The 26,367-nt window shown below is 70.1% G+C and carries 23 protein-coding genes, 1 pseudogene and 1 riboswitch; of the genes and pseudogenes, 11 read left to right on the forward strand and 13 right to left on the reverse strand.

The genetic code is table 11. The annotated features are described in order from the left end of the window. Positions 1-15 precede the first annotated feature (15 nt). The 4 genes from cydD to hisC all read right to left on the reverse strand — a co-directional run bounded on the left by cydD (position 16) and on the right by hisC (position 7,537). Complete coding sequence (gene cydD / locus N5875_RS19275; RefSeq protein ID WP_338495098.1) at positions 16-3,636, reverse strand: thiol reductant ABC exporter subunit CydD; 3,621 nt, start codon at positions 3,634-3,636, stop codon at positions 16-18. Positions 3,637-3,664: 28 nt separating this feature from the next. Beyond that, complete coding sequence (gene cydB, locus N5875_RS19280; protein WP_318208293.1) at positions 3,665-4,666, reverse strand: cytochrome d ubiquinol oxidase subunit II; 1,002 nt, start codon at positions 4,664-4,666, stop codon at positions 3,665-3,667. 18 nt (positions 4,667-4,684) lie between these two features. Continuing rightward, complete coding sequence (locus N5875_RS19285; protein ID WP_318208292.1) at positions 4,685-6,193, reverse strand: cytochrome ubiquinol oxidase subunit I; 1,509 nt, start codon at positions 6,191-6,193, stop codon at positions 4,685-4,687. 240 nt (positions 6,194-6,433) lie between these two features. Continuing rightward, positions 6,434-7,537: a histidinol-phosphate transaminase gene (gene hisC, locus N5875_RS19290; RefSeq protein ID WP_318208291.1), complete on the reverse strand. Its 1,104-nt coding sequence runs from the start codon at positions 7,535-7,537 to the stop codon at positions 6,434-6,436. Between the two features lie 510 nt (positions 7,538-8,047). Here hisC and N5875_RS19295 point away from each other — a divergent pair. The 3 genes from N5875_RS19295 to N5875_RS19305 all read left to right on the forward strand — a co-directional run bounded on the left by N5875_RS19295 (position 8,048) and on the right by N5875_RS19305 (position 11,597). Further along, positions 8,048-9,154, forward strand: coding sequence for a LacI family DNA-binding transcriptional regulator (locus N5875_RS19295; protein WP_318208290.1), 1,107 nt, complete (start codon positions 8,048-8,050; stop codon positions 9,152-9,154). 258 nt (positions 9,155-9,412) lie between these two features. Beyond that, entirely contained in the window at positions 9,413-10,777 is a 1,365-nt protein-coding gene (locus tag N5875_RS19300; protein WP_338499203.1) for a metallophosphoesterase, read from the forward strand. 160 nt (positions 10,778-10,937) lie between these two features. Beyond that, positions 10,938-11,597 (forward strand): hypothetical protein, encoded by a 660-nt coding sequence (locus N5875_RS19305; protein WP_338495101.1) that lies wholly within the window; start codon positions 10,938-10,940, stop codon positions 11,595-11,597. Positions 11,598-11,656: 59 nt separating this feature from the next. On the opposite strand, the pseudogene N5875_RS19310 reads toward N5875_RS19305, so the two are convergent. From N5875_RS19310 to thiC, 3 genes and pseudogenes are all read right to left on the reverse strand, one after another. After that, positions 11,657-11,794 (reverse strand): annotated as a pseudogene (locus tag N5875_RS19310) (thiamine biosynthesis protein ThiC); the annotation flags it as partial. Further along, the gene (locus N5875_RS19315; RefSeq protein ID WP_338495102.1) at positions 11,788-12,831 is read right to left on the reverse strand and encodes a hypothetical protein; all 1,044 of its coding nucleotides are present in this window, start codon (positions 12,829-12,831) and stop codon (positions 11,788-11,790) included. The pseudogene N5875_RS19310 and the gene N5875_RS19315, both read right to left, overlap by 7 nt. A 151-nt stretch (positions 12,832-12,982) precedes the next feature. After that, on the reverse strand, positions 12,983-14,794 hold the full coding sequence (gene thiC / locus N5875_RS19320) for a phosphomethylpyrimidine synthase ThiC (protein ID WP_338495103.1): 1,812 nt from the start codon (positions 14,792-14,794) through the stop codon (positions 12,983-12,985). Further along, positions 14,789-14,936, reverse strand: a riboswitch (TPP riboswitch). It overlaps the preceding gene by 6 nt. 38 nt (positions 14,937-14,974) lie before the next feature. On the opposite strand from thiC, the gene N5875_RS19325 reads away from it, so the two are divergent. Next, positions 14,975-16,432, forward strand: a complete 1,458-nt coding sequence (locus tag N5875_RS19325) for a YibE/F family protein (RefSeq protein WP_338495104.1) — start codon at positions 14,975-14,977, stop codon at positions 16,430-16,432. Between the two features lie 159 nt (positions 16,433-16,591). Here the strand turns inward: N5875_RS19325 and N5875_RS19330 are convergent, their stop codons facing one another. The 4 genes from N5875_RS19330 to N5875_RS19345 all read right to left on the reverse strand — a co-directional run bounded on the left by N5875_RS19330 (position 16,592) and on the right by N5875_RS19345 (position 18,916). Continuing rightward, positions 16,592-17,035 carry an SsgA family sporulation/cell division regulator gene (locus tag N5875_RS19330; protein ID WP_318208605.1) on the reverse strand — a complete coding sequence of 148 codons (444 nt, stop codon included), beginning with the start codon at positions 17,033-17,035 and terminating at the stop codon, positions 16,592-16,594. 138 nt (positions 17,036-17,173) lie between these two features. After that, on the reverse strand, positions 17,174-17,944 hold the full coding sequence (locus tag N5875_RS19335) for a helix-turn-helix domain-containing protein (RefSeq protein ID WP_318208285.1): 771 nt from the start codon (positions 17,942-17,944) through the stop codon (positions 17,174-17,176). Between the two features lie 235 nt (positions 17,945-18,179). Next, the gene (locus N5875_RS19340; RefSeq protein ID WP_318208284.1) at positions 18,180-18,398 is read right to left on the reverse strand and encodes a DUF5326 family protein; all 219 of its coding nucleotides are present in this window, start codon (positions 18,396-18,398) and stop codon (positions 18,180-18,182) included. 200 nt (positions 18,399-18,598) lie between these two features. Beyond that, the gene (locus N5875_RS19345; RefSeq protein ID WP_030317985.1) at positions 18,599-18,916 is read right to left on the reverse strand and encodes a cupin domain-containing protein; all 318 of its coding nucleotides are present in this window, start codon (positions 18,914-18,916) and stop codon (positions 18,599-18,601) included. A gap of 51 nt (positions 18,917-18,967) precedes the next feature. On the opposite strand from N5875_RS19345, the gene N5875_RS19350 reads away from it, so the two are divergent. The 5 genes from N5875_RS19350 (at position 18,968) to N5875_RS19370 (ending at position 22,718) form a co-directional block, all read left to right on the forward strand. Further along, entirely contained in the window at positions 18,968-19,345 is a 378-nt protein-coding gene (locus N5875_RS19350; RefSeq protein ID WP_318208283.1) for a phage holin family protein, read from the forward strand. Positions 19,346-19,354: 9 nt separating this feature from the next. Further along, positions 19,355-19,846 (forward strand): low molecular weight protein-tyrosine-phosphatase, encoded by a 492-nt coding sequence (locus N5875_RS19355; protein WP_318208282.1) that lies wholly within the window; start codon positions 19,355-19,357, stop codon positions 19,844-19,846. Continuing rightward, complete coding sequence (locus tag N5875_RS19360; protein WP_338495108.1) at positions 19,843-20,976, forward strand: cystathionine gamma-lyase; 1,134 nt, start codon at positions 19,843-19,845, stop codon at positions 20,974-20,976. Before N5875_RS19355 ends, N5875_RS19360 begins: the two co-directional genes overlap by 4 nt. Positions 20,977-21,271: 295 nt before the next feature. Next, positions 21,272-22,168, forward strand: coding sequence for a LysR family transcriptional regulator (locus tag N5875_RS19365; RefSeq protein WP_338495110.1), 897 nt, complete (start codon positions 21,272-21,274; stop codon positions 22,166-22,168). Positions 22,169-22,238: 70 nt separating this feature from the next. After that, positions 22,239-22,718 carry an NUDIX hydrolase gene (locus N5875_RS19370; RefSeq protein ID WP_318208604.1) on the forward strand — a complete coding sequence of 160 codons (480 nt, stop codon included), beginning with the start codon at positions 22,239-22,241 and terminating at the stop codon, positions 22,716-22,718. Here N5875_RS19370 and N5875_RS19375 read toward each other — a convergent pair. Together N5875_RS19375 and N5875_RS19380 are read right to left on the reverse strand one after the other, a co-directional pair. After that, entirely contained in the window at positions 22,661-24,019 is a 1,359-nt protein-coding gene (locus N5875_RS19375) for a globin domain-containing protein (protein ID WP_338495112.1), read from the reverse strand. The two genes, N5875_RS19370 and N5875_RS19375, sit on opposite strands and share 58 nt — an antisense overlap. 64 nt (positions 24,020-24,083) lie before the next feature. Then, a complete protein-coding gene (locus N5875_RS19380; RefSeq protein WP_318208278.1) occupies positions 24,084-24,737 on the reverse strand; it encodes an HAD-IB family phosphatase in 654 nt (217 codons plus the stop codon). A 161-nt stretch (positions 24,738-24,898) separates the two neighbouring features. On the opposite strand from N5875_RS19380, the gene N5875_RS19385 reads away from it, so the two are divergent. Together N5875_RS19385 and N5875_RS19390 are read left to right on the forward strand one after the other, a co-directional pair. Beyond that, entirely contained in the window at positions 24,899-25,762 is an 864-nt protein-coding gene (locus N5875_RS19385; protein WP_318208277.1) for a GNAT family N-acetyltransferase, read from the forward strand. Between the two features lie 138 nt (positions 25,763-25,900). Beyond that, the gene (locus tag N5875_RS19390; RefSeq protein WP_318208276.1) at positions 25,901-26,359 is read left to right on the forward strand and encodes a MarR family transcriptional regulator; all 459 of its coding nucleotides are present in this window, start codon (positions 25,901-25,903) and stop codon (positions 26,357-26,359) included. The last annotated feature ends 8 nt before the right edge of the window (positions 26,360-26,367 follow it).

The following is a 26,367-nucleotide window of genomic DNA, read 5'->3' on the forward strand; positions in this document are numbered from 1 at the left end:
AAAGTCAGCCGGTGCCTACGGTCGCGGCCCGAGGTGCTCCCGGTCGCTCCCGGTCTCTGTCCCCGCGCCCGCCGCCGCGCCCGCTCCCGCACCCGCGCCCGCACCTGCGACCACGCCGACGGCCAGTAGATCGGTCTCCCGCTCCTGTTCCAGCATCCGGCGCAGCGGTCCGTCCGCCTCGGCGAGCTCGGCGTACGGGCCGCGCTGCACGGTCCTGCCCTCGTCCAGGACGAGCACCTCGTCGACCGCGTCGAGTCCGTGCAGCCGGTGGGTGATGAGGACGGTCGTCCGGCCCTCGGTGGCCCGGAGCAGATCGTCGGTGAGCGCGTCGGCGGTGGCCAGGTCCAGGTGCTCGGCCGGCTCGTCGAGGACGAGGACGGGGAAGTCGGCGAGCAGGGCGCGGGCGAGCGCCAGGCGCTGCCGCTGACCGCCGGACAGCCGGGATCCGTGCTCGCCCACGAGCGTGTCGAGCCCCTCCGGGAGTCGGTCGACCCAGTCGAGCAGCCGGGCGCGGCGCAGTGCCTCGCGCAGTTCCTCGTCGCTCGCCCCGGTACGGGCGAGCCGCAGGTTCTCGCGGACGGAGCTGTCGAAGAGGTGGGCGTCCTGGGCGCAGAGGCCGACGAGCCGCCGCACGGCGTCGCCGTCGAGCTCCCAGGCGGGCACCCCGCCGAGCCGGTACATGCCCTGCTCCACGTCCAGGAACCGCAGCAGCACCTGGGCGAGCGTGGTCTTCCCGGAGCCCGAGGCACCGACGACGGCGACCCTGCGTCCGGCCTCCAGGGTGAGCCGGAAGTCGGCGAGCGCCTCCCGGTCCTGCCCGGCGTGCCGGGCGGAGAGCCCGGACAGTTCCAGCGGGAACGCGTTCGCCGGGGGAGTCGCGGGCCGGGCCGGCTCGTGTACGGGGACGGGGGAGTCGAGCACCTCGAAGACCCGCTCGGCACTGTGCTTGACGCGCTGCCGGTATTGGACGGCGAGCGGCAGCCCGGTGACGGCCTCGAAGGCGGCGAGCGGCGTGAGGACGACCACGGCGAGGGCCACCCCGGCGAGCCGCCCGTCCACCACGGCCTGGACGCCGACGACCGCGGCGGCCGCGACCGTCAGGCCGCAGACCAGGGCGGAGAGTCCGGCGCCGAGTGCGGCGGCCGCGGCCTGCCGGGAGGCGATGCCGGTGAGGGTGCGGTCGGCGGTCCGCGTCCGTTCGATCCGGTCCCGCAGGGCGCCGGCCACGGTCAGTTCGGCGCAGCCGCGGAGCAGATCGGCCACGGCGGTCGCCAGGGCGCCGCGCGCGGGGGCGAGCCGCCGTTCGGCACGGCGGGCGAGGGCGCCGCTGACCGCCGGCACGAGGACACCCGCGACGAGCAGGCCCACGGCGAGGACGGCACCGGCCTCGGGCAGCAGCCAGGCGGTGAACCCCGCGGAGGCGACCCCCACGACGAGCGCGGCGCCCGCCGGGAGCAGCCAGCGGAGCCAGTAGTCCTGGAGCGCGTCGACGTCCTGGACGAGCCGGGAGAGCAGATCCCCGCGGCGCGTGCGGCGCAGCCCGGCGGGCGCGATCCGCTCCAGACGCCGGTAGACGGAGACCCTGAGTTCGGCGAGCATCCGGAGGACGGCGTCGTGCGAGACGAGCCGCTCGGCGTACCGGAAGACGGCCCGCCCGATGCCGAACGCGCGCGTGGCGGTGACGGCCACCATCAGATAGAGCACGGGCGGCTGTTCGGAGGCACGCGAGATGAGCCACCCGGACACGGCCATGAGCCCCACGGCGGATCCGAGCGCCAGGCTCCCGAGGAGCAGAGCGAGCCCCATCCGCCCCTTGAGCTCCCCAGCCATGCCCCGGACACGCGTGAGAACCGACCCCCCGGTGGTGGGCACCTGTTCCGCCTGGGGCGGTGGGTACATCCCCGCACCGGCGTCGGAGCCGACGCCCTCGTCGCCCTGGACGGCTGCCCCTGGCACCTCCGCCATGTCGGCGCCCGCACCGATCGCGACACCTCCAGGCGCGGCGCCGCCGACCGTCACCACCCGGTCCGCCACCGCAAGCAGCGCGGGCCGATGGGCCACCAACAGCACCGTCCGCCCGGCCGCCAGCCGGCGCACCGCGTCGACGACCCCCGCCTCCGTCTCGCCGTCCAGCGCCGCCGTCGGCTCGTCGAGCAGCAGCACCGGCCGGTCGGCGAGGAATCCCCGCGCCAGCGCGAGCCGCTGCCGCTGCCCCGCCGACAGTCCGGCCCCGTCCTCGCCGAGCGAGGTGTCGAGCCCCTGCGGCAGCCCCGAGACGAACCCGTCCGCCCCGGCGTCCCGCAGGGCCTCGCGTACGGCCTCGTCCGAGGCGTCCGGGCGGGCGAGCCGGACGTTCTCGGCGATCGTCCCCGCGAAGAGGTACGGCCGCTGCGGCACCCAGGCGATCCGCGACCGCCAGGCCTCCGGGTCCAGCGAGGCGAGCGGCTCGCCCCCGACCCGTACGGAACCGCCCTCCTCCGGGACGGCGAACCCGAGGACGACATCGAGCAGCGTCGACTTACCGGCCCCGCTCGGCCCGACCAGGGCCACCGTCTCCCCGGGCTCGACCGTCAAGGACAGCGCGTCCAGCGAGGGCTCGGTGCGCCCGGAATGACGTACGGTCACGCCCTCCAGCTCCAGCCGTACGGAGTCCGGGGCCGGGTTCGCGCCCCCGTCCCGTACCGGCTCCTCCAGGACGTCGAAGATCTCCTCGGCCGCCGCGAGCCCCTCCGCCGCCGCGTGGAACTGCGCGCCGACCTGCCGCAGCGGCAGATACGCCTCGGGCGCCAGGATCAGGATGACGAGACCGGTGTACAGATCGAGTTCGCCGTGGACGAGCCGCATGCCGATGGTCACGGCGACGAGCGCGACCGAGAGGGTCGCGAGGAGTTCCAGCGCGAAGGAGGAGAGGAAGGCGATCCGCAGCGTGCGCATGGTCGCCCGGCGGTACTCCGAGGTGATCGCGCGGATCGACTCGGCCTGGGCCTTCGCGCGGCCGAAGATCTTGAGGGTGGGAAGCCCTGCCACCACGTCCAGGAAGTGCCCGGAGAGCCGGGAGAGCAGCTTCCACTGCCGGTCCATCCGGGCCTGGGTGTACCAGCCGATGAGGATCATGAAGACCGGGATGAGCGGCAGGGTGACGACGATGATCGCCGCCGAGACCCAGTCCTCGGTGACGATCCGGGCCAGCACGGCCACGGGCACGACGATCGCGAGCCCGAGCTGGGGCAGATAGCGGGCGAAGTAGTCGTCGAGGGCGTCCACACCGCGCGTGGCGAGGGCGATCAGCGAGCCGGCCTTCTGGCCGCTCAGCCAGCCCGGCCCGAGCGTGGCCGCACGGACGAGAAGCCGGCCGCGGAGTTCGGACTTGACCGCCGCGCTCGCCCGGTGGGCGGCGAGCTCGGTCAGCCAGGAGACCAGCCCCCGTGCCGCCGCGATGCCCGCGAGCAGCAGCAGGGGGGTGGTCAGGGCGGAAACCGACTGGCCCTTCTGGAAGGACCCCACCACGATCTCGGCGATGAGCATCGCCTGGGCGATGACCAGCGCCGCCCCGACAAGGCCGAGGGTGACCACCGCGATCAGGAAGACACGGGTGGCCCTGGCGTACCGGAGCAGGCGCGGATCGATCGGTTTCACGTGAAACATGCTCCCTGGAAAGGGCCGGCTAGTGGGACTCGGCGAGGTGCTGCGTACCGATCCGCTTGCGGAACACCCAGTAGGTCCAGCTCTGGTAGAGCAGCACCAGCGGGGTCGCGATCGCCGCGCACCACGTCATGATCTTGAGCGTGTACGGGCTCGACGACGCGTTCGTCACGGTAAGGCTCCACTCCGGGTTGAGTGAAGACGGCATGACGTCCGGAAAGAGCGCGAGGAAGAGCATCGCCACGGCGGCGGTGATGGTGACGCCCGAGAGCGCGAACGACCATCCTTCGCGCCCCACCTTGATCGCGCCGATCGCCCCGACCAGGGCCACCACGGCGATCAGCATCGCCGCGAGGCTCCAGCTGTCCCCGGTGTCGATCTGGGTCCAGCTCAGGAAGCCGAGTGCGACCAGCGCCGTGACCAGGCCCAGCTTGAGCGCGAGCGCCCGTGCCCGGGTCCGGATGTCGCCGACGGTCTTGAGCGAGACGAAGACCGCGCCGTGGAAGGTGAAGAGCGTCAGCGTGACCAGGCCGCCGAGGAGCGCGTACGGGTTGAGCAGCTCCCAGAAGCTCCCGACGAACTCCATGTTCGCGTCGATCTTCACGCCCCGGACGATGTTGCCGAAGGCCACACCCCAGAGGAACGCGGGGATCAGCGAGGTCCAGAAGATGGCCTGCTCCCAGTTGCGCTGCCAGTTCTCCTCGGGCCGCTTCACCCGATACTCGAAGGCGACACCGCGGATGATCAGGCAGACCAGGATGATCAGCAGGGGCAGGTAGAAGCCGGAGAAGAGCGTCGCGTACCACTCGGGGAACGCGGCGAAGGTCGCGCCTCCCGCGGTGAGCAGCCACACCTCGTTGCCGTCCCAGACGGGTCCGATGGTGTTGATGAGGACGCGCTTCTCGGGCCGGCCGCGGGCGAGCAGCTTGGTGAGGATCCCGACCCCGAAGTCGAAGCCCTCGAGGAAGAAGTAGCCGATCCAGAGGACGGCGATGAGTACGAACCAGACGTCGTGGAGTTCCATGCCTCGATCTCCTGAGCCTCAGTACGAGAAGGCCATGGGGCGGTCGGGGTCACGAGAGTCCCCGCCGATCTTGGTGGGCGGGTTGAGGTCGTCCTCGGTGAGCTCCGGCGGGCCGGCCTTGATGTACTTCACGAGGAGCTTGACCTCGATCACGGCGAGGACGGCGTAGAGCGCGGTGAAGACGATCATCGAGGTGAGCACCTCGCCCGTGGTGGTGCCGGGGGAGACCGCGTCCCGGGTACGCAGCACGCCGTAGACGACCCAGGGCTGGCGGCCCATCTCGGTGAAGATCCAGCCCCAGGAGTTGGCGATCAGGGGGAACGCCATGGTCCAGAGGGCGACGATCCAGTACCACTTGCCCAGGCGGGGGCTGAGCGCCTTCCGCTTGAACAGGACCAGGTTCGGCACTTCGTCCTCACCGGTCCGCAGCCCCGGTGCCAGCATGAACTTCTTGCGGGTCAGCCAGAGGCCGATCATGCCGATGGTCAGCGAGGCCATGCCGAAGCCGATCATCCAGCGGAAGCCCCAGTAGGCGACCGGGATGTTGGGCCGGTAGTCGCCGGGGCCGAACTTCTCCTGCTCGGCCTTGTTGATGTCGTTGATGCCCGGGACGTACGAGGTGAAGTCGTCGTTCGCCAGGAACGACAGCAGGCCCGGGATCTCTATGGCCACCTTGTTGTGGCCCTTGTCGACATCGCCGTACGCGAAGATCGAGAACGGAGCGGGCGCCTCGCCGTCCCAGAGCGCCTCGGCGGCGGCCATCTTCATGGGCTGCTGCTTGAACATGACCTTGCCGAGCAGGTCACCGCTGACGGCGGTGCCGAGACCGGCGATGATCAGGGTGATCAGGCCGAGCCGCAGCGAGGTCCGCATGACCGGGATGTGCTTCTTGCGCGCCAGGTGGAAGGCGGAGATGCCGACCATGAACGCGCCGCCGACCAGGAAGGCCGCCGTCATGGTGTGGAAGAACTGGGTGAGGGCGGTGTTCTGGGTGAGCACGTGCCAGAAGTCGGTGAGCTCGGCCCGGCCGCGCTCCTCGTTGATCCGGTAACCCACCGGGTGCTGCATCCAGGAGTTGGCCGCGAGGATGAAGTACGCGGAGAGGATCGTGCCGATCGACACCATCCAGATGCAGGCGAGGTGGATCCGCTGGGGGAGCTTGTCCCAGCCGAAGATCCACAGACCGATGAAGGTCGACTCGAAGAAGAAGGCGATCAGCGCCTCGAAGGCGAGTGGCGCACCGAAGATGTCACCGACGAAGCGCGAGTAGTCGGACCAGTTCATGCCGAACTGGAACTCCTGCACGATGCCGGTGACGACACCCATGGCGATGTTGATCAGGAAGAGCTTCCCCCAGAACTTCGTCGCCCTGAGGTACTTCTCGTTCTCCGTCCGGACCCATGCGGTCTGGAGACCCGCGGTGAGAGCGGCGAGGGAGATCGTCAGAGGGACGAAGAGGAAGTGGTAGACGGTGGTGATGCCGAACTGCCAGCGCGCCAAGGTCTCTGGCGCCAGAGCGAGGTCCACGTCGTTTTCTCCTTACATCGCCGTGGTCACATCGGCAGTTTGCCCCGCTGATCCCACCCATTACGGGATGAAACAGGACACGCTTGTGAACGCGTTCACATTCACAAGCATTATTGCTCATACGAAATCCGTACGTACAAGCGGGGGCCCCCTATCGAAAACCCCCATGAGCGCGGCGCTCATGGGGGCTCTCAGCGTCGGCGTCGGCGTCGGCGTCGGCGAGTGATCAGACCGAAGTGATCAGACCTCCTTGCGGAAGCCCTCGGCCGTCTTCAGGAACAGGTCGTTCGCCTCGGTCTCGCCGATCGTGACGCGCACGCCCTCGCCGGCGAACGGCCGCACCATCACCCCGTGCCGCTCGCACTCCGCCGCGAAGTCCAGGGTCCGCTCGCCGAGCCGCAGCCAGACGAAGTTCGCCTGGGTGTCCGCCACGGTCCAGCCCTGCCCCACGAGCCCCGCGTGGACCCGCTCGCGCTCGGCCACCAAGGAGCCGACCCGCCCGAGCAGTTCGTCCTCGGCCCGCAGCGAGGCCACCGCCGCGTCCTGCGCCAGCTGGCTCACTCCGAACGGCACCGCCGTCTTGCGCAGCGCAGCCGCCACCGGCTCATGGGCGACGGCGAAGCCGACCCGCAGTCCCGCCAGGCCGTACGCCTTGGAGAAGGTCCGCAGCACGGCGACGTTCGGCCGGTCGCGGTAGAGCTCGATGCCGTCCGGGATGTCGGAGTCCCGGACGAACTCGCGGTACGCCTCGTCGATCACGACCAGGACGTCGGAGGGCACTCGGTCGAGGAAGCGCTCCAGCTCGGCCCGGCGCACCGCGGTGCCCGTGGGGTTGTTGGGGTTGCAGACGAAGATCAGCCGGGTCCTGTCGGTGATCGCCGCGGCCATCGCGTCGAGGTCGTGCACCTCGCCCTCGGTCAGCGGCACCTGCACCGAGGTGGCCCCGCTGATCTGCGTGATGATCGGGTACGCCTCGAAGGAGCGCCAGGCGTAGATGACCTCGTCGCCGGGGCCGGAGGTGGCCTGCAGGAGCGACTGGGCGACGCCGACCGAGCCGGTGCCGGTGGCCAGGTGCGAGACGGGCACGCCGAAACGGTCCGCCAGTTCCTCGGTCAGCCCCGTGCAGGCCATGTCCGGGTAGCGGTTGAAGTTCGCGGCGGCGGCCAGCGTGGTCTCCATGACCCCCGGCAGCGGCGGATACGGGTTCTCGTTGGAGGACAGCTTGAAGGCCACGGGCCCGCCCGAGGCCGCCGGCCTGCCCGGCTTGTAGGTGGGGACGCCGTCCAGCTCGGCGCGCAGCTTCGGGCCCGTGCTCGTCCCGCTGGTCCCGCTGGTCTCGCTCACTCTGTGGCCTCCTCGACCGTCCGTACCGCCAATACTCCTCACCTTAAGAGGATTCCCCTCCGCTGCGAATGGGCTGTGGACAACAGGAGGGACACGCTGAGGACACGACCTCCGGGAGCGACGCCCGAACCGCCCCCCGGGCACCCTCCGAGCCACCCCCGAGCCGCCCTCCCCGGGCACCCTCCGAGCAACCCTCCCCGAGCACCCTCCGAGCCGCCCCGAACCGCCCTCCGGCGCGGCCCCGAACCGGGGGAGCGCGCATCCGGGTGGTGCGCGCCGGTGGCGGGCGCCGTGGCGCGCATCCCCCGTAGAGGTGAGTTGAGACCTCTTCGAGACCTCGCCCCCACTCCAGGCCTACGCCGTTCGGCAACCACTGGTCCCATGGCGAATGCCCTAACTACCTTGGATTCCTTACCTATTGACGCCTTTCGGCCATGCAGAAACGTGCCTGTCAACGCCTGCATATGCGACCGGCCCAACCGCCCCTCATCGCCCTACTATCGGCTCGCCATGACAGCAGCAGGGAAGCACCAGGTGAGCCGGGCACAGACCCGGGGAAGCCGGCAGGGCCGGGCAGGCATCCGGGACGTGGCCGCCGCCGCCGGGGTCTCCATCACGACTGTCTCCGACGCGCTCAACGGCAAGGGCCGACTCCCCGACGCCACCCGCCGTCACGTGCGCGAGGTCGCCGACCGGCTGGGCTACCGCCCGTCCGCGGCGGCCCGCACGCTCCGCACGGGGAAGTCGGGACTCATCGGCCTGACCGTGACCACATACGGGGATGAACCTTTCACCTTCACCGAATTCGCGTACTTCGCGGAGATGGCCAGAGCAGCCACATCGGCGGCGCTCGCGCGGGGCTACGCCCTGGTCATCCTCCCCGCCACCTCCCGCCATGACGTCTGGTCGAACGTCGCCCTCGACGGCACCGTCGTCATCGACCCCTCCGACCACGACCCGGTCGTCACCGAACTGGTCCGGCAGGGCCTGCCCGTCGTCTCCGACGGGCGCCCCGCCGGCACCCTTCCGGTCACCGCCTGGGTCGACAACGACCACGAAGCCGCCGTCCTCGATCTGCTCGACCACCTCGCCGACGCCGGCGCCCGCCGCATCGGTCTCCTCACCGGAACCACCACCGACACCTACACCCGTCTGTCCACCACCGCGTACCTCAACTGGTGCGAGCGGGTGGGCCAGGACCCCGTCTACGAGGCCTATCCGGCGCACGACCCGTGCGCGGGCGCCGTCGCGGCCGACCGGCTGCTCGCCCGACCGGACCGGCCCGACGCCGTGTACGGCCTCTTCGACCCCAACGGAACCGACCTCCTCGCGGCCGCGCGCCGCTACGGGCTGCGCGTCCCGGACGACCTGCTGCTGGTCTGCTGCAGCGAGTCGACCGTCTACGCCACCACCGAACCGCCCATCACGACGCTCTCACTCAAGCCGCGCAGGATCGGCACGGCCGTCGTCCAGCTCCTCATCGACGCCATCGAAGGGATCGACACCGACGGCCCGGTCGAGCAGGTGATACCGACCGAACTCATCGTCCGCACCTCCTCGCAGCGCCGTCCACCGCGCACCACCGTCAGCCCGCCGCGCTCACCCGCGAAGGACTGACACCCCGCCAACCGGCGCCACCGAATCCGCCGTCCCCGCCCCTGCCCGTGGGCCGGGACGGCGAAACCGGCCACCGAACCGGCCTCAACCCTGGACTCGACCTTCTCAATTCGGGCGAAACAACCGGTGAACCCGGAGTGGACCCGGATTCACCACCCCTGGTGCGTCACACAGGAGGACCCTCATTCCTATGATGGGCGCACGACATCGCGGACCACCCCGACCAGGCCGGTCCGCCATGTGCAGGGCATCGCGACGGTGGTGGAGGGGTCCATGACTCAGGGGGCCGGGCAGGAGCCCGTGGTGCGCACGGCGACATTGCGTGACTTCCGCGTACCGCCGTACGCCCGCGTGCCCGTACAGGGCCATGCCACCGATCCGACGACCACGGAACCTCTGCCGGTGCTCCCACCGGCCGAGCCCGCTCCCCCGGAGCGCGCACCCGTGGCCACACCCTCCGCACCCACGGCCGCCGTACTCGGGGTCTCCGTCGCTACGCCCGTACCCGCAGCCGCCGTGTCCGTGTCCGCTCCCGCGCCGGCGCCCGCGCCGGCCGAGCCGACCCTGCATCTGGGACGTCGTACCCCTCCCGCGTACGCCCCCGGCCCCGCCCCGACCGCCTCCTCCATCGTCTCCGTCGCCACCGGCCACCCCGGCAACGCCTTCCCCGAGGGCGGGATGCCCGAGGGCTACACCCCGACCGAGCGCGACCTCCCCGTCATCAACCGCGGCGACACGGTCCAGGTCCTGGTCGCGGCCGAGCCCGCCCCCGCCGCCGAGCCCGCCCCCGCGAGCGGCGAAGGCCCCGGCCCGCTCTACGTCGTCGGCGACGTCCACGGCTATCTCGACGAGCTCGTCGCCGCCCTCCGCGCCCAGGGACTCATCGACGAGAACGGCAGCTGGGCCGCCGGCAACGCCCGCCTCTGGTTCCTCGGCGACTTCACCGACCGCGGCCCCGACGGCATCGGTGTCATCGACCTCGTCATGCGCCTCTCCGCCGAGGCGGCCGCCGCCGGCGGCTACTGCAAGGCCCTCATGGGCAACCACGAGCTGCTGCTCATCGGCGCCAAGCGCTTCGGCGACACCCCGGTGAACTCCGGCGCGGGCACCGCCACCTTCCAGGCCGCCTGGCTGCTCAACGGCGGCCAGAAGCACGACATGGACCGGCTCCAGGACGTCCATCTGCAGTGGATGTCCCGGCTCGACGCCGTGGTGCGGGAGGACGACCACCTCCTGGTGCACTCCGACACCACCGCGTACCTCGACTACGGCCAGACCATCGAGGACGTCAACGACACGGTCCACGAGATCCTCAACCGGAACGACGCCGACGAGGTCTGGGACGTCTTCCGGAAGTTCACCAAGCGCTTCGCGTTCCGCGACGAGGGCGGCCCGCAGGCCGTCCAGGAGCTGCTCGCCACCTACGGCGGCTCCCGGATCGTCCACGGCCACAGCCCCATCCCGTACCTCCTCGGCCAGGTCGGCACGGAGGACGACGAGGGCAATTCGGGCCCGCTCGTCGACGGACCGCACGTGTACGCGGACGGTCTGGCGATCGCCATGGACGGCGGAGTGACCATGGCCGGAAAGCTACTGGTCGTCCAACTCCCCCTGAACGGCTGACGCATAACCCTCCGCATCCGGGGAAGGCGAATTCCGGAAACACCCTGTCAGCGTGTGGCACCACCGCAATACCATCGGGTCCATCCGTAGCAGGCTCTCCTCCGTTTCCGCCCAACCGACCGTTTCCCACGGCTGATCCGGGCCTACGGAGCATCGGGGGATGCACATGAACGTGGCTCCGCACCTGCTGACCGAGGACCGCGCCGAGTACGAGCGGCTCCTCGACGACGCACTCAGCACCGCCCACGCACGTCCGGATCTCGCCGGGGCGGGAACCCGGCTCACGCTCGCCCAGCTGCGCGCCCTGACCCTGAACGCGACAACTCTGGTCACCAGCGCCGCGGCGAGCGAGTACGACCACTTCGTGAAGGTCCGCGAGCAGCATCGCGCGGCCCTCGGGACCAGGACACCGGCGTCTTCGGACCGTCCGGGCCCCGGCCCCGGCGTGGTCGCGATCCTCACCGTCATGGTGCCCGTCCTCGCGGGTGCGGCGGCCGTCATCTTCCTGCTGGTCGGCGCGGTCCTGCACGCCATCGCCCCCACCGTGGTGTTCGGGGCCACCCTGCTCACGGCCGGCCTGGTCTTCGGCGCGGTCGCCGCCGCCGGACTGCTCGGCGCGGCCGCCGGCCTCCTCGTGACGGCCCTGCGCAACAGCCCCGCCGAGGTGAACAGGGGCGGTCCACCCGCGGCAGCACCGGACGACGAGCTGTCCCGCGCACGGGAGGCCTGGCGCCGCGCCCTCCTCGAGCGGGGCATCCTGCCCTTCCTCCGCGACGTCCTCGCCGCCACCACCCCACCCACCGGCCCCCCTGGCCCCTGACGAACCACCGGCCCGCGACTCCCCCGGGGTCGCGGGCCGGCTCGGTCTCCGGGCGGTGGTCAGTCCGCCAGCGGGAGGTACACGCGGTTGCCCGTCGCCGCGAACTCGGCCGACTTCGCGGCCATCCCCGCCTCGATCTCGTCCGCCTTCAGATCGCCACCGTGCTCCCGCCGGATGTCCTGCGAGATCTTCATCGACTGAAGGATTCCTCTGGAGACGGACGCGAAGCCGGCTGAGGAAGCGCAATGATCGCGATTCCGTCCTGCTGGGCTACCGCCAGACGGCTACCGTCCGGATGAAGCGCAGCCACGGGAGTCGGTACGTGCCTCACCCCGTAGCTGCCGACGCGCGGTGAGACCCCGACCTCCGGCCACTCCGCAAGAACGGCTCCCGTGGGCGCATCGATCAGCCGCGGGTGCTCGCACAGCACGATGACGCCATCACCGTGCCCGATGAGTGTGCCCATCGGAAGCTCAAGCTGGTGCCTGTGCAGCCATCTCTGCTCCGACAACGACCACACGCCCAAATGCCTGGGCCCCAGCGTTGCCGGGTCGTCCGCGTCGTCATCGTCGGCCTCGTCCTCGCCCGTCGCCACCGCCAGGCGATCGCCGTCGAGCCAACAGGCGGCATCGATTTCGGCATCCACCCAGCTCCACGACGGCAGTAGGCCCTCACCGTCGAGCACGGTCGGCTCTGTCAGTGCCCGTTCGAGGTCGTACACCCGGGCGATCCCGAACGGACTCCACAGCCAGCCGGCCGAGAGGAGCCGCTTGCCGTCGGGGCTCATGGCAAGCCTGGAATGGAAGACGTCAGTCGGCGTCCGCTCGCCATGAGTGAGCCGCTCACCCGTTGCCACGTCCTCGACTTCGATGACTTCATAGGCGTCGGGACAGTGCACCAGCACCTCCCGACCGTCGGAGAGCGCGCCCAGCACCACCGGGTAGTCGAAGTCCTTGGCGTGGTAGCAGCTCCGGTTGAGCTCACGGACGATCCGCTGTCCGTCGAGGAGTAGTGCCTTCGTCCCCCGCTCGGTGTACGCGACGGTGTACCGGCCGGACGGCGAGACGACGGCCCGATCGAAGGGGTACGCGTACATGCGTCCTGATGGGTGCTCGACGCCGTCGGACGTCCAGCGCCGTCCCCCGTCCACTCTGTCGACGAGGTCCTCCCCGTCCCATGCCAACGACCGCACCTTGCCCGTCGCCTTCCACCGCACCACCCCGGTGCTGCCCATCGATCCCCCCTCCGCATACGGCCTCAGTCGGCCGCGCGCCTGCGCCTGAATGTATTCGAAGCAGGGGATCCAACAGTCGGGCCGGGATCGGAGGCGGGCCCGTGACTCCCCCCGTGAGTCGCGGGCCCATCTCGTGCTTCCAGTCGCCGGATCAGTCCGCCAGTGGCAGGTAGACGCGGTTGCCGGAGGCCGCGAACTCCTTCGACTTCTCCAGCATCCCGGCCTCGATCTCCTCCGGGGTGGCGTCCGCTTCACCGCCGAACTGCTCTGTGATGCTTCTGCTGATCTTCATCGAGCAGAACTTCGGACCGCACATCGAGCAGAAGTGCGCGGTCTTCGCGGGCTCCGCCGGCAGCGTCTCGTCGTGGAACTCACGCGCGGTGTCCGGGTCGAGCGCCAGGTTGAACTGGTCCTCCCAGCGGAACTCGAACCGCGCGTCCGACAGCGCGTCGTCCCACTCCTGCGCACCCGGGTGCCCCTTGGCGAGGTCCGCCGCGTGGGCCGCGATCTTGTACGTGATGACACCGGTCTTCACGTCGTCGCGGTTCGGCAGGCCCAGGTGCTCCTTGGGCGTGACGTAGCAGAGCATCGCCGTGCCCCACCAGGCGATCATCGCCGCGCCGATGCCGGAGGTGATGTGGTCGTACGCGGGCGCGACATCCGTGGTCAGCGGGCCGAGCGTGTAGAACGGCGCCTCCTCGCAGATCTCCTGCTGGAGGTCGATGTTCTCCTTGATCTTGTGCATCGGGACGTGCCCGGGGCCCTCGATCATCGTCTGCACGTTGTGCCGCTTGGCGATCGTGTTCAACTCGCCGAGCGTGCGCAGCTCCGCGAACTGCGCCGCGTCGTTGGCGTCCGCGATCGAGCCGGGGCGCAGCCCGTCGCCCAGCGAGTACGTGACGTCGTACGTCGCGAGGATCTCGCAGAGCTCCTCGAAGTGCGTGTAGAGGAAGTTCTCCTTGTGGTGCGCGAGACACCAGGCGGCCATGATCGAGCCGCCGCGCGAGACGATGCCGGTCTTGCGGCGCGCGGTGAGGGGCACATACGGCAGGAGTACGCCGGCGTGCACCGTCATGTAGTCCACGCCCTGCTCGGCCTGCTCGATGACCGTGTCCTTGTAGATCTCCCAGGTCAGGTCCTCGGCCCGGCCGTCGACCTTCTCCAGCGCCTGGTAGAGCGGCACGGTGCCGATGGGCACCGGGGAGTTGCGCAGGACCCACTCGCGGGTGGTGTGGATGTTGCGGCCGGTGGACAGGTCCATGACCGTGTCGGCGCCCCACTTGGTCGCCCAGGTCATCTTCTCCACCTCCTCCTCGATGGAGGAGGTGACGGCGGAGTTGCCGATGTTGGCGTTGACCTTCACCAGGAACCGCTTGCCGATGATCATCGGCTCGATCTCCGGGTGGTTGACGTTCGCCGGGAGCACGGCGCGGCCCGCGGCGATCTCCTCCCGTACGACCTCGGGGGAGACGTTCTCCCGGATCGCCACGTACTCCATCTCCGGGGTGATCTCACCCCGGCGGGCGTACGCGAGCTGGGTTACGGCCTGGCCGTCGCGGCCGCGGCGGGGCACGCGCGGCCGTCCGGGGAAGACGGCGTCGAGGTTCTTGAGCCCCCCGCCGCGCGGCGAGGTGTGCTTGATGCCGTCGTCCTCGGGACGGGCCGGGCGGCCCGCGTACTCCTCGGTGTCGCCGCGCCCGATGATCCAGTTCTCGCGCAGCGGCGGAAGGCCCCGCCGTACGTCGGTGTCGACGGTGGGGTCGGTGTACGGGCCGGACGTGTCGTACAGCGTGACGTCCTTGCCGTTGGTGAGGTGCACCTGACGGACCGGCACCCTGAGGTCGGGGCGCGAGCCCTGGACGTACCCCTTGTGCCAGCCCGGCGTGCGGGCGCCGTCGGCAGAGGTGCCGTCTGCAGTGTCGTTCTGCTCGGAGGCAGGCGTGCGTGCATCCTGAATGGTCATGGAGACCGATCTCCCTACGCCGGCATTACCCGGTAACAGGTTCGGCGGTCGGCGCAGCCTCCTCCCGTACGTACATTCAGTACGCGCGTACGGTGATCAGCGCCCTCTCAGCCCGGTGCTCCGAGCTCCCGCGTGTGCAAAGGTGCCACCACGCTAGCGTCATCCCTGGCGTGCTGAACAGTGGGCCCCTGCCGTTCTTGCGATGATCGGTCGGTGACTTCCCCCCAACAGACTCCCGAGCCGCACGGCCACGACCACGACCACGGCCCCCACGAGCATGCTCAGGCACACGGTTCTCATGGGCACGGTCCGGCACACGGATCCCACGGGCACAGCCACGGGCACAGCCACAGCCATGGGCCCGCCACGCCGGTGTCCCGGCATCTGCGCAGGGTCATCGCCGCGATCCTCATCCCCTTCGCCACGGCGGTCGTGGTCGGGCTCGTGGTCCTGTGGCCCGGTGGCCCCCCGCCGCACGAGCGCACCGGCGTCGGCTTCGACCGGCAGACCGAGCAGGGCAAGGTCGTCGCCGTCCAGCAGGTGGACTGCGCCTCCGTGAACGCGGGGCAGGTCCCACCGACCGGTGACACCTCGACCCCGCAGGGACGCGAGGCGGTCAACGCCCAGCAGGGGGAGTGCGAGAAGGCGACGATCGAAGTCACCAGCGGTCCGGAGAAGGGGCGTAGGTTCACCGAGATCGTGCAGCCGGACGCCCCGCGCCAACTGCACGAGGGGCAGGGTGTGGTGGTGGCGTACGCCCCCGACGCCCCGCGCGACCTGCAGTACTCGGTCACCGATGTGAACCGGAAGGTCCCGATGGCGGTGCTCGCCGGGATCTTCGCCATCGCGGTCGTGCTCGTCGGCCGGCTGAAGGGCGTGATGGCCCTGGTCGCGCTGGTCGTGAGCTTCCTGATCCTGACGTTCTTCATCCTGCCGGCGATCCTGGACGGGTCGAATCCGCTGGTCGTGGCGGTGGTCGGATCGAGCGCCATCATGCTGATCGCGCTCTACATGTGCCACGGACTCTCGGCCCGCACCTCGGTCGCGGTGCTCGGGACGCTGATCTCCCTGCTGCTGATCGGTCTGCTCGGCTCGGTGTTCATCGGCTGGGCCTCGCTGAGCGGCAACACCGACGACAACACCGGCCTGATCCACGGCCTCTACCCCGAGATCGACATGTCCGGCCTGCTCCTGGCCGGGGTGATCATCGGTTCGCTCGGTGTGCTCGACGACGTCACGGTCACCCAGACGTCGGCGGTCTGGGAGCTGAAGCAGGCCGACCCGGGCATGGGGCCGCGCGCGCTGTACCGGGCCGGGATCCGGATCGGCCGCGACCACATCGCCTCGGTCGTGAACACACTGGTGCTCGCCTACGCGGGTGCCGCCCTCCCGCTGCTGCTGCTCTTCTCCATCGCTCAGAGCAGCATGGGGACGGTGGCCAACAGCGAGCTGGTCGCCGAGGAGATCGTCCGGACGCTCGTCGGATCGATCGGTCTGGTCGCGTCCGTGCCGCTCACCACGGCCCTCGCGGCCCTGGTGGTCTCCGCCGACCGCGCGGATGCCGGGGGCGGGCCGGGCACGGGAAGCGGGAAGCCGGCGGCGGCGGCACGGGGTGGACGACGCCGTCGTGCGAAGTGAGGCCGCCGGCCGACACGCGCCGAGCCGGTGCGCGGGACACGCGCCGAGCCGGGGGCGCGGGACGTGCGCCAAGCCGGGGGCGCGGGACGTAGGCCGAGCTGGTGCGGGCGGGGGCGCGGGACGTGCGCCGAGCCGGTGCGCGCGGGGGCGCGGGCCGGCTCAGGCGGCCGGGCCCGCGTTCTCCTCGGCGAGAATCCGGCCCAGCGCGGCCTCCAGGTTGTCCTCGAAGTCGCCGAGTGTCCTTTCCTGACCGAGTGGCACCAGTTTGTCCGTACGGTCGAGGAAGGCGACCAACGGCGGCGCGCTCGCCCGGAACAAGGCACGATCGGCACCGACCTGGAGCCGGATGGAGACGTCCGAGAGGCCCTCGGGCTCCGTCGGCGCGATGTGCACATCACCGTCCCCGCTCGGCCGGTTGATCCCGTCGAGCAGCAGCTCCCTACCGAACGCCCAGGTCACAGGCGCGTCCCCGGGGAGGTGGAACGTCATCCGCACCGCGTAGGGATCCCGGGTCTCGTATCGGAGTTCAACCGGGATCTTGAAGGAGAGCTCCTCGGAGACGAGGAAGCTCATCAGGACCTCGGCCTGAACCGACTCTCGCATCATGTACCCCGCAGTAGATGAAGCAGTTGTGTAAACACAGCTGCTGAAAGCTGTGACCGAAACGGCCAGGAATGATCCCCCGTGGCCCTCTTGACGCAATCGTGCTGGAAGCGCTAGCAGATCACAAGGAGTGATTTTTCAGATACTGATAGAGAAAGCGAGCGAGCTGAAGAGCCTCCCGATCTCCGTACGTAGCTGCTCGACTGCTGGGAGCAACCGTTCTTCCTGGTGAAGAGGGAGGGAAATGGCCATTGCGGCCGCCGTGGAGCCCGCAGTGATGGGGATTGCGGCACAGACTGTGCCGAGTGCATATTCCTGACGCTCCACCAAGGGCTCCATTCGCCCCAAACCGCCCAAACGCTCCAAAAGCGCTCGACGGTTACGCACCGTGTACGGAGTGATGGCTTCCACCGGGTGCCGGTCAAGGTGGTCTTGACGAGATTTCAGATCGAGTTGACTCAACAGGCACTGCCCGATCGCATGAGCGTGACCGGTCTCGCGAAAGTCGGCCCATTCCTCCACCGCGGGGGCGGAAGGAGTGTCGGCGACAGCGACGAGCTCGATCTCCCCCTCGCGATAGAGGGCGAAGTAGACGGGCACACCGATCGCGTCCCGCCAGCGGGCGAGGGAGTCTTCGATCTTGATGCGACGATTCTGCACATCTCCGCCGCCGGCCAGTCGGACCGCGGCGTCGCCAAGGACGAACACACCCTTCTCGCGGACCAGATAGCCCTCGTGCGTCAGGGTGCGGAGCAGGTGGTACGTGGTGGGCAGCGGAAGGCCCGTCTCACGGGCGAGCTGTTTGGCCGGGGCGCCTTCCGCATGGGAAGACACGGCCTCCAGGAGTCTCAGTGCGCGCTGCACCGAGCCGATCAAAGTAGGCGCAGCCGCTTGCGTAGCCGTGGCCAAAGGTCACCCCCAGGCGTGACGACGGATGCAATGCACCCGCCTGCGGGGGCCGCCCCCGCGCGCCCGCCGGGCCTGGGAAACCGCTGGTCAGTACGGAGGTCTACGCCTGTAGTCCCCAACGCGGCGGAGGGATTCCACTCTAGTGGCAGCTCCTGGGCCCGCGCCCTGATTCGACCAGCGTTCCCCCGGCCGGGCTAATACCCTCCGTCGGCTTCATACCGATCGGTAGCTTGTGCTACCACTCCTCGCGCGAACGGTCGGAGGAGGTGAACTTCCTTACGACGTATATCAGTCCGGCGACGAGGGCCACGAAGAGCAGCACCTTGAAGAGCAGTCCGACCACGAAGGCCAGGACGCTGGTGATCAGTCCGCCGAAGACGAGCAGTGCGAGCGCGGGTATGGCGACCCACTTCACCCACCACGGCATCCCCGCGAGAACCTCCTGTACGGCCATCGTCCTCTCCCTCGCTCTCGAAGATCCGTTCCGCACACTCTGCGCCGAACACCCTCAAGGCTAGGGTCCGGAAGGGACGCACGGGGGCCCTGCGGCCCCCGCTCTCCCCTGATCCGCCCCCTAGGGGGTTCCGCCGGTCCGACCCTCAGATCTCGGGCGGTCCGGCTCTCAGATCTCGGGCGGTCCGGCTCTCCGAAGGATCAGGCCTCCGGCGGGGAGAAGACCACCATCACCCGCAGGTCCTCGCTGATGTGGTGGAACTTGTGCTCCACTCCGGCCGGCACATAGACCACGCTGCCACGCGCCACCTGGGTCGTCTCCGTCCCCACCGTGATCGCCGCCCGCCCGCTCACCACGAAGTACACCTCGTCCTGGCGATGCGGCTGCTGCGGGTCGAGCTCCCCGGCGTCCAGCGCGTACAGGCCCACCGACATGTTCCGCTCCCGCAGGAACTGGAGGTACGCGCCCTTGTTCGCGGCACGCTCCGCCTCCAGTTCATCCAGTCGGAATGCCTTCATCGCCTGTCAGCCCCTGCCCTCGGCCCGATCATGTCTGCCACGATCAGACACATGATGAATTTCGTAGTCAAGACGCTCGCCAACGCGGGCGCCCTGGGAGTGGCCATCTGGCTGCTCCAGGACATCACCCTGACCGGTGAGAGCACCGGCAAGAAGGCCCTGACGCTCATTCTCGTCGCTCTGGTCTTCGGTCTCGTGAACTTCTTGGTCAAGCCGATCGTCAAGCTGCTGACGCTTCCGCTCTTCATTCTGACGCTCGGCCTGATCACGCTCGTGGTCAACGCCCTGATGCTGCTCCTCACCTCCTGGCTGGCCGAGCAGTTCGACCTCAGCTTCCACGTCGAGGGCTTCTGGACCGCCGTCCTCGGCGGTCTGATCATCTCCGTCGTCTCGTGGGCGCTGAATGTCGTGCTCCCCGACGGCGACTGAGTGGAGACCATGACCTACCGCGTCTGCTTCGTCTGCACCGGCAACATCTGCCGTTCGCCGATGGCCGAGCACGTCTTCCGCAGGCATGTGGAGGACGCCGGTCTCGGCGGGCTGGTGGAGGTCGACAGCGCCGGAACCGGAGGCTGGCACGAGGGCGACGGCGCCGACCACCGCACGGTCGCCGTTCTCGAGGAGAACGGCTACACCTCGGCGCACACCGCCCGCCGGTTCCGAGCCTCCTGGTTCCCCGCCCTCGACCTGGTGATCGCGCTGGACGAAGGGCATCTGCGAGAGCTCCGCGCGCTCGCCCGCACGCCCGAAGAGGCGGCGCGGATACGACTGCTGCGCTCCTACGACCCGGCCGCCGGGGACGGACTCGACGTCCCCGACCCCTACTACGGGGGCCGCGAGGACTTCGAGGAGTGCCTGGAGATGGTGGAGGCCGCGAGCGGGGGACTGCTCGCGGCCGTACGTCGTGAACTGGAGGAACGGACACCGTGACGGACAAGCACTACGGCGACGGCACACGCGCGGTCCGGGCAGGGCTGCCCGAACCCGTGAAGTACGAGCCGACCCTGCCGGGGCCGGTCTTCGCCGCGCACTTCCATCTGCCGGGCGAGCCGACCGGCGGATACGCGTACGGCCGTGACGAGAACCCGACGTGGACCCATCTGGAGCGGGCGATCGGCGAGCTGGAGGCGCCGGGGGAGCAGGGCGTCGAGACGCTGGTCTTCGCCTCGGGCATGGCCGCGATCTCCGCAGTCCTCCTCTCGCAGCTGAAGACGGGCGACGCCGTGGTGGTGCCCAGCGACGGCTACCAGGCCGTGCCCCTGCTGCACGAGCAGCTGAGGGCGTACGGCGTCGAGGTCCGCACCGCGCCCACCGGCGGCGACGGACAGCTCGCCGTCCTCGAAGGGGCCCGGCTGCTGTGGATCGAGACGCCGTCCAACCCCGGGCTCGACGTCTGCGACATCCGGCGGCTGGTGCGCGAAGCCCATGCCGCGGGGGCGCTCGTGGCCGTGGACAACACCCTCGCCACGCCGCTCGGCCAGCGTCCGCTCGAACTGGGCGCGGACTTCTCCGTGGCCAGCGACACCAAGGGCATGACCGGGCACGGCGACATCCTGCTCGGCCATGTCAGCTGCCGTGATCCCGAGCGGGCGGCGGAGGTACGGCGCTGGCGCAAGATCGTCGGGGCCATCCCCGGCCCCATGGAGGCCTGGCTCGCCCACCGTTCGCTCGCCACGCTGCAGCTGCGGATCGACCGCCAGTGCTCCACCGCGCTCGCGCTCGCGCAGACCCTCGCGGGGCGGGCGGACGTGACCGGGCTGCGCTACCCGGGGCTGCCGGACGACCCCTCGCACGCGGTGGCCGCCCGGCAGATGCGGCGCTTCGGCCCCGTGGTCTCCTTCGAACTGGCCGACCGGAAGAAGGCCGAACGGTTCCTGGAGGAACTGCGGATCGTGGACGACGCGACCAGCTTCGGCGGCCTGCGCTCCACGGCGGAGCGGCGCGGGCGCTGGGGCGGGGACGCGGTCGCGGAGGGCTTCATCCGGTTCTCGGTCGGCGCCGAGGACCCGGAGGACCTGATCGCCGATGTGCTGCGGGCTCTCGACGAGGCCGGCGCGTAGACAGCTCCGGGACACGGCCGTGCGCCGGCCTCCGGACGCCGCCCACTGGGGCCCGGGACACGGCCGTGCGCGGTCCCGGGCGCACGGAACGAGACGCTCCGAGCCTCCCCCCTCGTGGCTCGGAACGCCTCGGTTCCACGCGCGGAGACCGCCTGAACAAGGCTAGTTGACTGTGCGTCAGTGTCCAATCACGGTAGCGACAGAGACCTATCGACTTATTTATAGTTGGACGGTCCTGAGGCGCAGTCAGCCGACCGCCTGAGTCGAACGGCCGCACGGCCGGGAGGGGGCGGACATGGATCTGGCCCTGCTGCGCACGTTCGTCACGGTGCACCGGGCCGGCTCCTTCACCCGCGCCGCCGCGCTTCTCGGACTCTCCCAGCCGGCCGTCACCAGCCAGATCCGGACGCTCGAACGACAGCTCGGACGCCCTCTCTTCCTCAGACAGGCCCGCGGCGTCACGCCGACCACCATCGGCGACGAACTCGCCCACCGCGCCGCTCCTCATCTGGACGCCCTCGTCGAGATCGCCGAGACCGGCCTCGACCAGGAGAGCGGCGTCCGTACCCTCCATGTCGCCGGTCCCCCGGAGTTCACCGCGCTCCGCGTCCTGCCCGCCCTCACCCCGCTGGTCGGCCAGGGTCTCGCCGTACGGGTGTCGTTCCTCGGCAACACCGAGGAGATCCTCGACGGGCTCGCCGCGGGTCACCATGATCTGGCCGTCGCCACCGCCCGGCCCCGGGGCGGCCTGCTCGTCTCCACCCCACTCTGCGACGAGGAGTACGTCCTGGTCGCGGCCCCTCGATGGGCTGCCCGGCTCTCCCCCGACGTCCTCCTCCGCAAGGGCGCGGTGGTCCTGGAGCAGCTGCCGGTGGTCGAGGTGCACGAGTCCCTGCCGTTCGTCGCCCGCTACTGGGCGAGCGTCTTCGAGACCAAGCCGGCGGTCGCCGCCACCGTGATCGCGCCCGATCTGCGCGCCGTTCTGGAGTCCGCGGCCTCCGGCGCCGGACTCGCCGTCCTGCCCCGCTATCTGTGCGAGGACGCCCTGGAGCAGGGCCGGCTCGTGGCGCTGCTCGATCCCCCGGTCCCTCCGCTGCGGACCTACTTCCTCGTCGTACGGACGGGAACGCTCGCGCTGTCGCCCATCGCCAGGGCGCACGAGGAACTGCTGAGGGCTGCGGGGGACTGGTGAGTTTCCGCCGGGGACGGCGCGTTTCAGGACACCCCGGACGGGCCATTTTCTTCCCATGAACGAACGGCCCATGAACGAACGGCCCGTGATCAAGCGCACCGCACGTGCCATCCTGCTCGACGGGGACGACCTCATCCTCATCAAGCGCACGAAGCCCGGGATGGATCCCTACTGGGTCACGCCCGGTGGCGGTGTGGAACCCACCGACGCCACCGTCGTCGAGGCCCTGCACCGCGAGGTCCACGAGGAACTCGGTGCCAAGATCGTCGATGTGGTGCCCTGCTTCGTCGACACCGTCGAGCACATCGTCGACGGCGGGGTCTCCGGGGTGAAGGTCCAGCACTTCTTCGTCTGCCGGCTCGACTCCATGGACACCTCGCTGCGGCACGGCCCCGAGATGAACGAACCCGTCGGCGAGTACGAGATCGTCCGGGTGCCCTTCAGCCGGGTCGGCATCGCCGCCGTGCACCTCGTCCCCCTCTCGTTGCGCCACTACCTCGACGGCAACATCGAGGGCGTCCGCGCCATGCACGCCCCCGACCTGGGCTGATCGTCGGCCACCGGGGCCAGTTCGGCGAGGAAGTCGTGCCGGATGCGCTCCGCGGGGACGCCCGCTCCCCGCAGCGCGTCCACCCCGCGACGGACCATGCCGAGCGGCCCCGAGAGGTAGGCGTCGCGTTCGCTCCAGGAGCCGTAGCGGCAGACGGCCTCCGGGAGCCGCCCCTGCTCCTCGGTGACCGGATGGACGGAGAGCCAGGGGAAGGTCTTCTGGAGCCGCAGCATCGTGTCGATGTCGTAGAGGTCGTGGCCGCTGCGCGCCCCGTAGAAGACGTCGACGGGGCGCCGGTCCCCGTGCTCGGCGACGTCCTCCACCAGGGCCTTGATGGGAGCTATCCCGGTGCCGCCACCCACACAGAGCAGGCCGGTGTCCGTGTCGTGGTCGACGGTCATGGAGCCGGCCGGCGGGCCGAGGCGGAGGACGTCCCCGGGGCGCGCCCGGTGGACCAGCGCGTTGGACACCCAGCCCGCCGGGACCGCCTTCACGTGCAGGGAGAGCAGTCCGTCGGGCCGCGGCGCCGAGGCGAACGAGTAGTGGCGCCATATCCGTGGCCACCACGGGGTCTCCAGCGTCGTGTACTGCCCCGCGAGGAAGGGGTACGGCTGATCGGGCCGGAGCGTGACGACGGCGATGTCCGGGGTCCGCAGATCGTGGGAGACCACCTCGACCTGCCACCAGGCGGGCGCCGAGCGCTCGTCCTCCGCCGCCGCGTCGATCATGATCTGGGAGATCGTCGTGTACGTACGGACCCAGGCCGCCTGGGTCTCCGCGTCCCAGGTCGTCGTCGCGTACCGCGTGAGCGCGCCGATGAGGGCCTCTCCGACGGCCGGGTAGTGGGCGGCGTGGGTGCCGTACTTGCGGTGACCCCTACCGAGGTGCTGCAGATACGCGGTGAGCACCGGGGTGTCGTCCAGGTGCTCCGTCGCGGTGAGCAGTGCCTTCAGGAGCCGGTCGCGCTGGGTGTCCATGGCGGCGGGGAACATCTCGCGCAGCCCCGGATTCCCTATGAAGAGCAGGGCGTAGAAGTACGAGGTCACCCGGTCGGCGACCGGCGCGATCTCCGCGAGAGTGCGGCGGACGAGTACCGCGTCGGCGGAGGCTTCCGCGGGTATTCGGGGCTCGTTCCCGTCATCCGGACGGCGGGGCTCGTTTCCGTCATCAGAACGGCGGGGCTCCTTACCGTCCCCCGCCGGGCGCTCCGGCCCGTCCCCGTCCTCCGCTGCCCTCGTGGTGGTCGGAGCATCCATGATGTGCCTCGCCCTCGCGCTGGCCGGCTTCCGTGGACGCAGCATGACCCCTCCGAACACCGCTTCGGAGGGAAAGCGGCGTTCTCGGGCCAAAGGGCAGGGTTTCTGACTAAGCTGCGCTGTTTCGGACCAGGGCGTAGGCCTCGCGCAGATCCCCTCCGGTGTAGCTGTGACGGGCGAGCCCGGCGAGATGGTGGTCCGCGTTCACCGCCACGGTGTCCGGCACGATCGCGAAGAGCTCCGCGTCGGACATCGAGTCGCCGTACGCGACGCAGTGTGCGGGATCCACCCCGTACTCCGCACAGAGTTCCCGTGCGATCCGCACCTTCGCCAGCGCGTTGAGGATGCCGGGCCGGTGGATCGGCTCGGTGAAGGGGACGGTCGGCCAGTGCGATCCGTGCGCGGCGTCGGCACCCCAGTCGAGAAGCCGCTCGACGAAGAAGTCGGGTGAGAGCGAGATGACGGCGCAGCGGTCGCCCCGGTCCCGGATGTCTGCCCAGACCTCACGGATGCCCAGCAGCCAGGGCGCCCCTTCGAAGGCCGCCGCGACCTGGTCCACGGTGAGCGCGGACCACAGCTCGCGGGCTCGGACGGCGAACTCGTCCGGGGTGAGCCCTTGCAGAAATCCCTCCTCCAGGGCGGCGATCTCCTCGTCGACGCCCAGTTGCCGGGAGATCTCCACCGCCGCGGCCGACCCGCGGATCAGGGTGCCGTCGAGGTCGAAGAAGTGCAGTCTCTGCTGTCGCGGTTTCACGTGAAACATCGTCTCCATCCCACGACGTGGAATCAACGCCTCTTCCAGCCGATCACCCTCGCCGTGTCGGCTCCATACCTGCTCCGCGCCTGCTCCACGCCGCGCATACGTATCGGCCAGATCCGCTAAAGCGGTGGACGGAAGATCACCACGTCGGCCAGCCTGACAGCATGCCGATTCTCCCCTCCGCGCTCGCCCAGCTCCCCATCCGGCGCCTCACCGTGGACGACCTCCTCGCCTGCGCCGACCTCTCCGAGAACCGGGGCTGGCCGCGCGAGGAACACAAGTGGGGCCTCCTCCTCACCGCCGGCACCGGCTACGGCATCGACGACCCGTCCGGAGCCGGGCTGATCACCTGCTCCGTGGTGACGTCGTACGGCCCGGGGCTCGCCGCGATCGGCATGATGCTCGTCGCCGAGCAGTACGCGCGCCAAGGGGTGGGACGCCGGCTCATGGAGCACGTCCTGGCGGAGGCCGGGGACACTCCGCTCACCCTGCACGCCACGCCGTTCGGACAGCCCCTCTACGAGCAGCTGGGCTTCACGGAGACGGGCCGTGCGGAGATGGTGCTCGGGCGCTTCACCTTCACCACACCCGCCCCGGCCGTTCCGGTCCGCCCGGCGACAGCGGAGGACCTCCAGGCGATCCTGCGCTTGGACCACGAGGTCTTCGGCCTCGACCGCACCCATGTGATCACCCGGCTCCCCGCGTTCGCCGACCATCTCCGGGTCGCGGAGGAAAACGGCGAGATCACCGGCTTCGCAGCGGCCTGGCCCAACATGGACACCCATGTCGTCGGACCCCTGATCGCCCGGGACACCGCCACCGCCCAGGCCCTGATCGCCTCACTCGCGGCCGCCACCGACCGCCCGCTGCGCACCGACATCGATGTGCGTCACTCGGCCCTGCTGAGCTGGGTGAAGGAGAACGGCATCGACTCGATCGCCTCCAACGCGGTGATGGTCCGCTCCCTCCCCGACCTCCCCGGCGACTGGCGCCGCCGCTTTGCTCCCCTGACCGTCGCGGCCGGATAGCGCGGGGTTCGGTTCACGCCCTGCCGGGCGGGGGCCGGTCCACCCGCCAGATTTACTTGCACACGCGCATTATTGCGCCTCATCGTTTACCCTGGGTCGAGAACCACTCCGGTGCCGAGGAGAGACCGAGGAGAGACCATGACCGCGACGGACCCCGCACTCACGGCGCTCTCCCAGCGCTGGTGCGCCCTCTCCCTGCTGCACGGCAGGATCGAGTCGCACATCGAGCGCGCTCTCGAGAGTCGGCACGGTCTGAGCGTGCGGGAGTACTCGCTCCTCGACGTCCTGAGCCGCCAGCACAGCGGACCGGGCGGGCACCTCCAGATGAAGCAGGTCGCCGACGCGGTCGTCCTCAGCCAGAGCGCCACGACCCGACTGGTCACCCGGCTCGAGGACAGGGGACTGCTCACCCGGTACCTCTGCGCCACCGACCGGCGCGGCATCTACACGGATGTCACCGAGGCCGGCCAGAAGCTCCTGACAGAGGCCCGCCCGACCAACGACAGCGCCCTGCGCGAGGCCCTCGACGAGGCCGCCAAGAATCCGGAGCTGGCCCCGCTGGTCCGGGTCGTGGAAGGCGTGGGCGTTCCCGCATAAGTGGCCCG

The organism is Streptomyces sp. SJL17-4 (assembly GCF_036826855.1).
Lineage (GTDB): Bacteria > Actinomycetota > Actinomycetes > Streptomycetales > Streptomycetaceae > Streptomyces.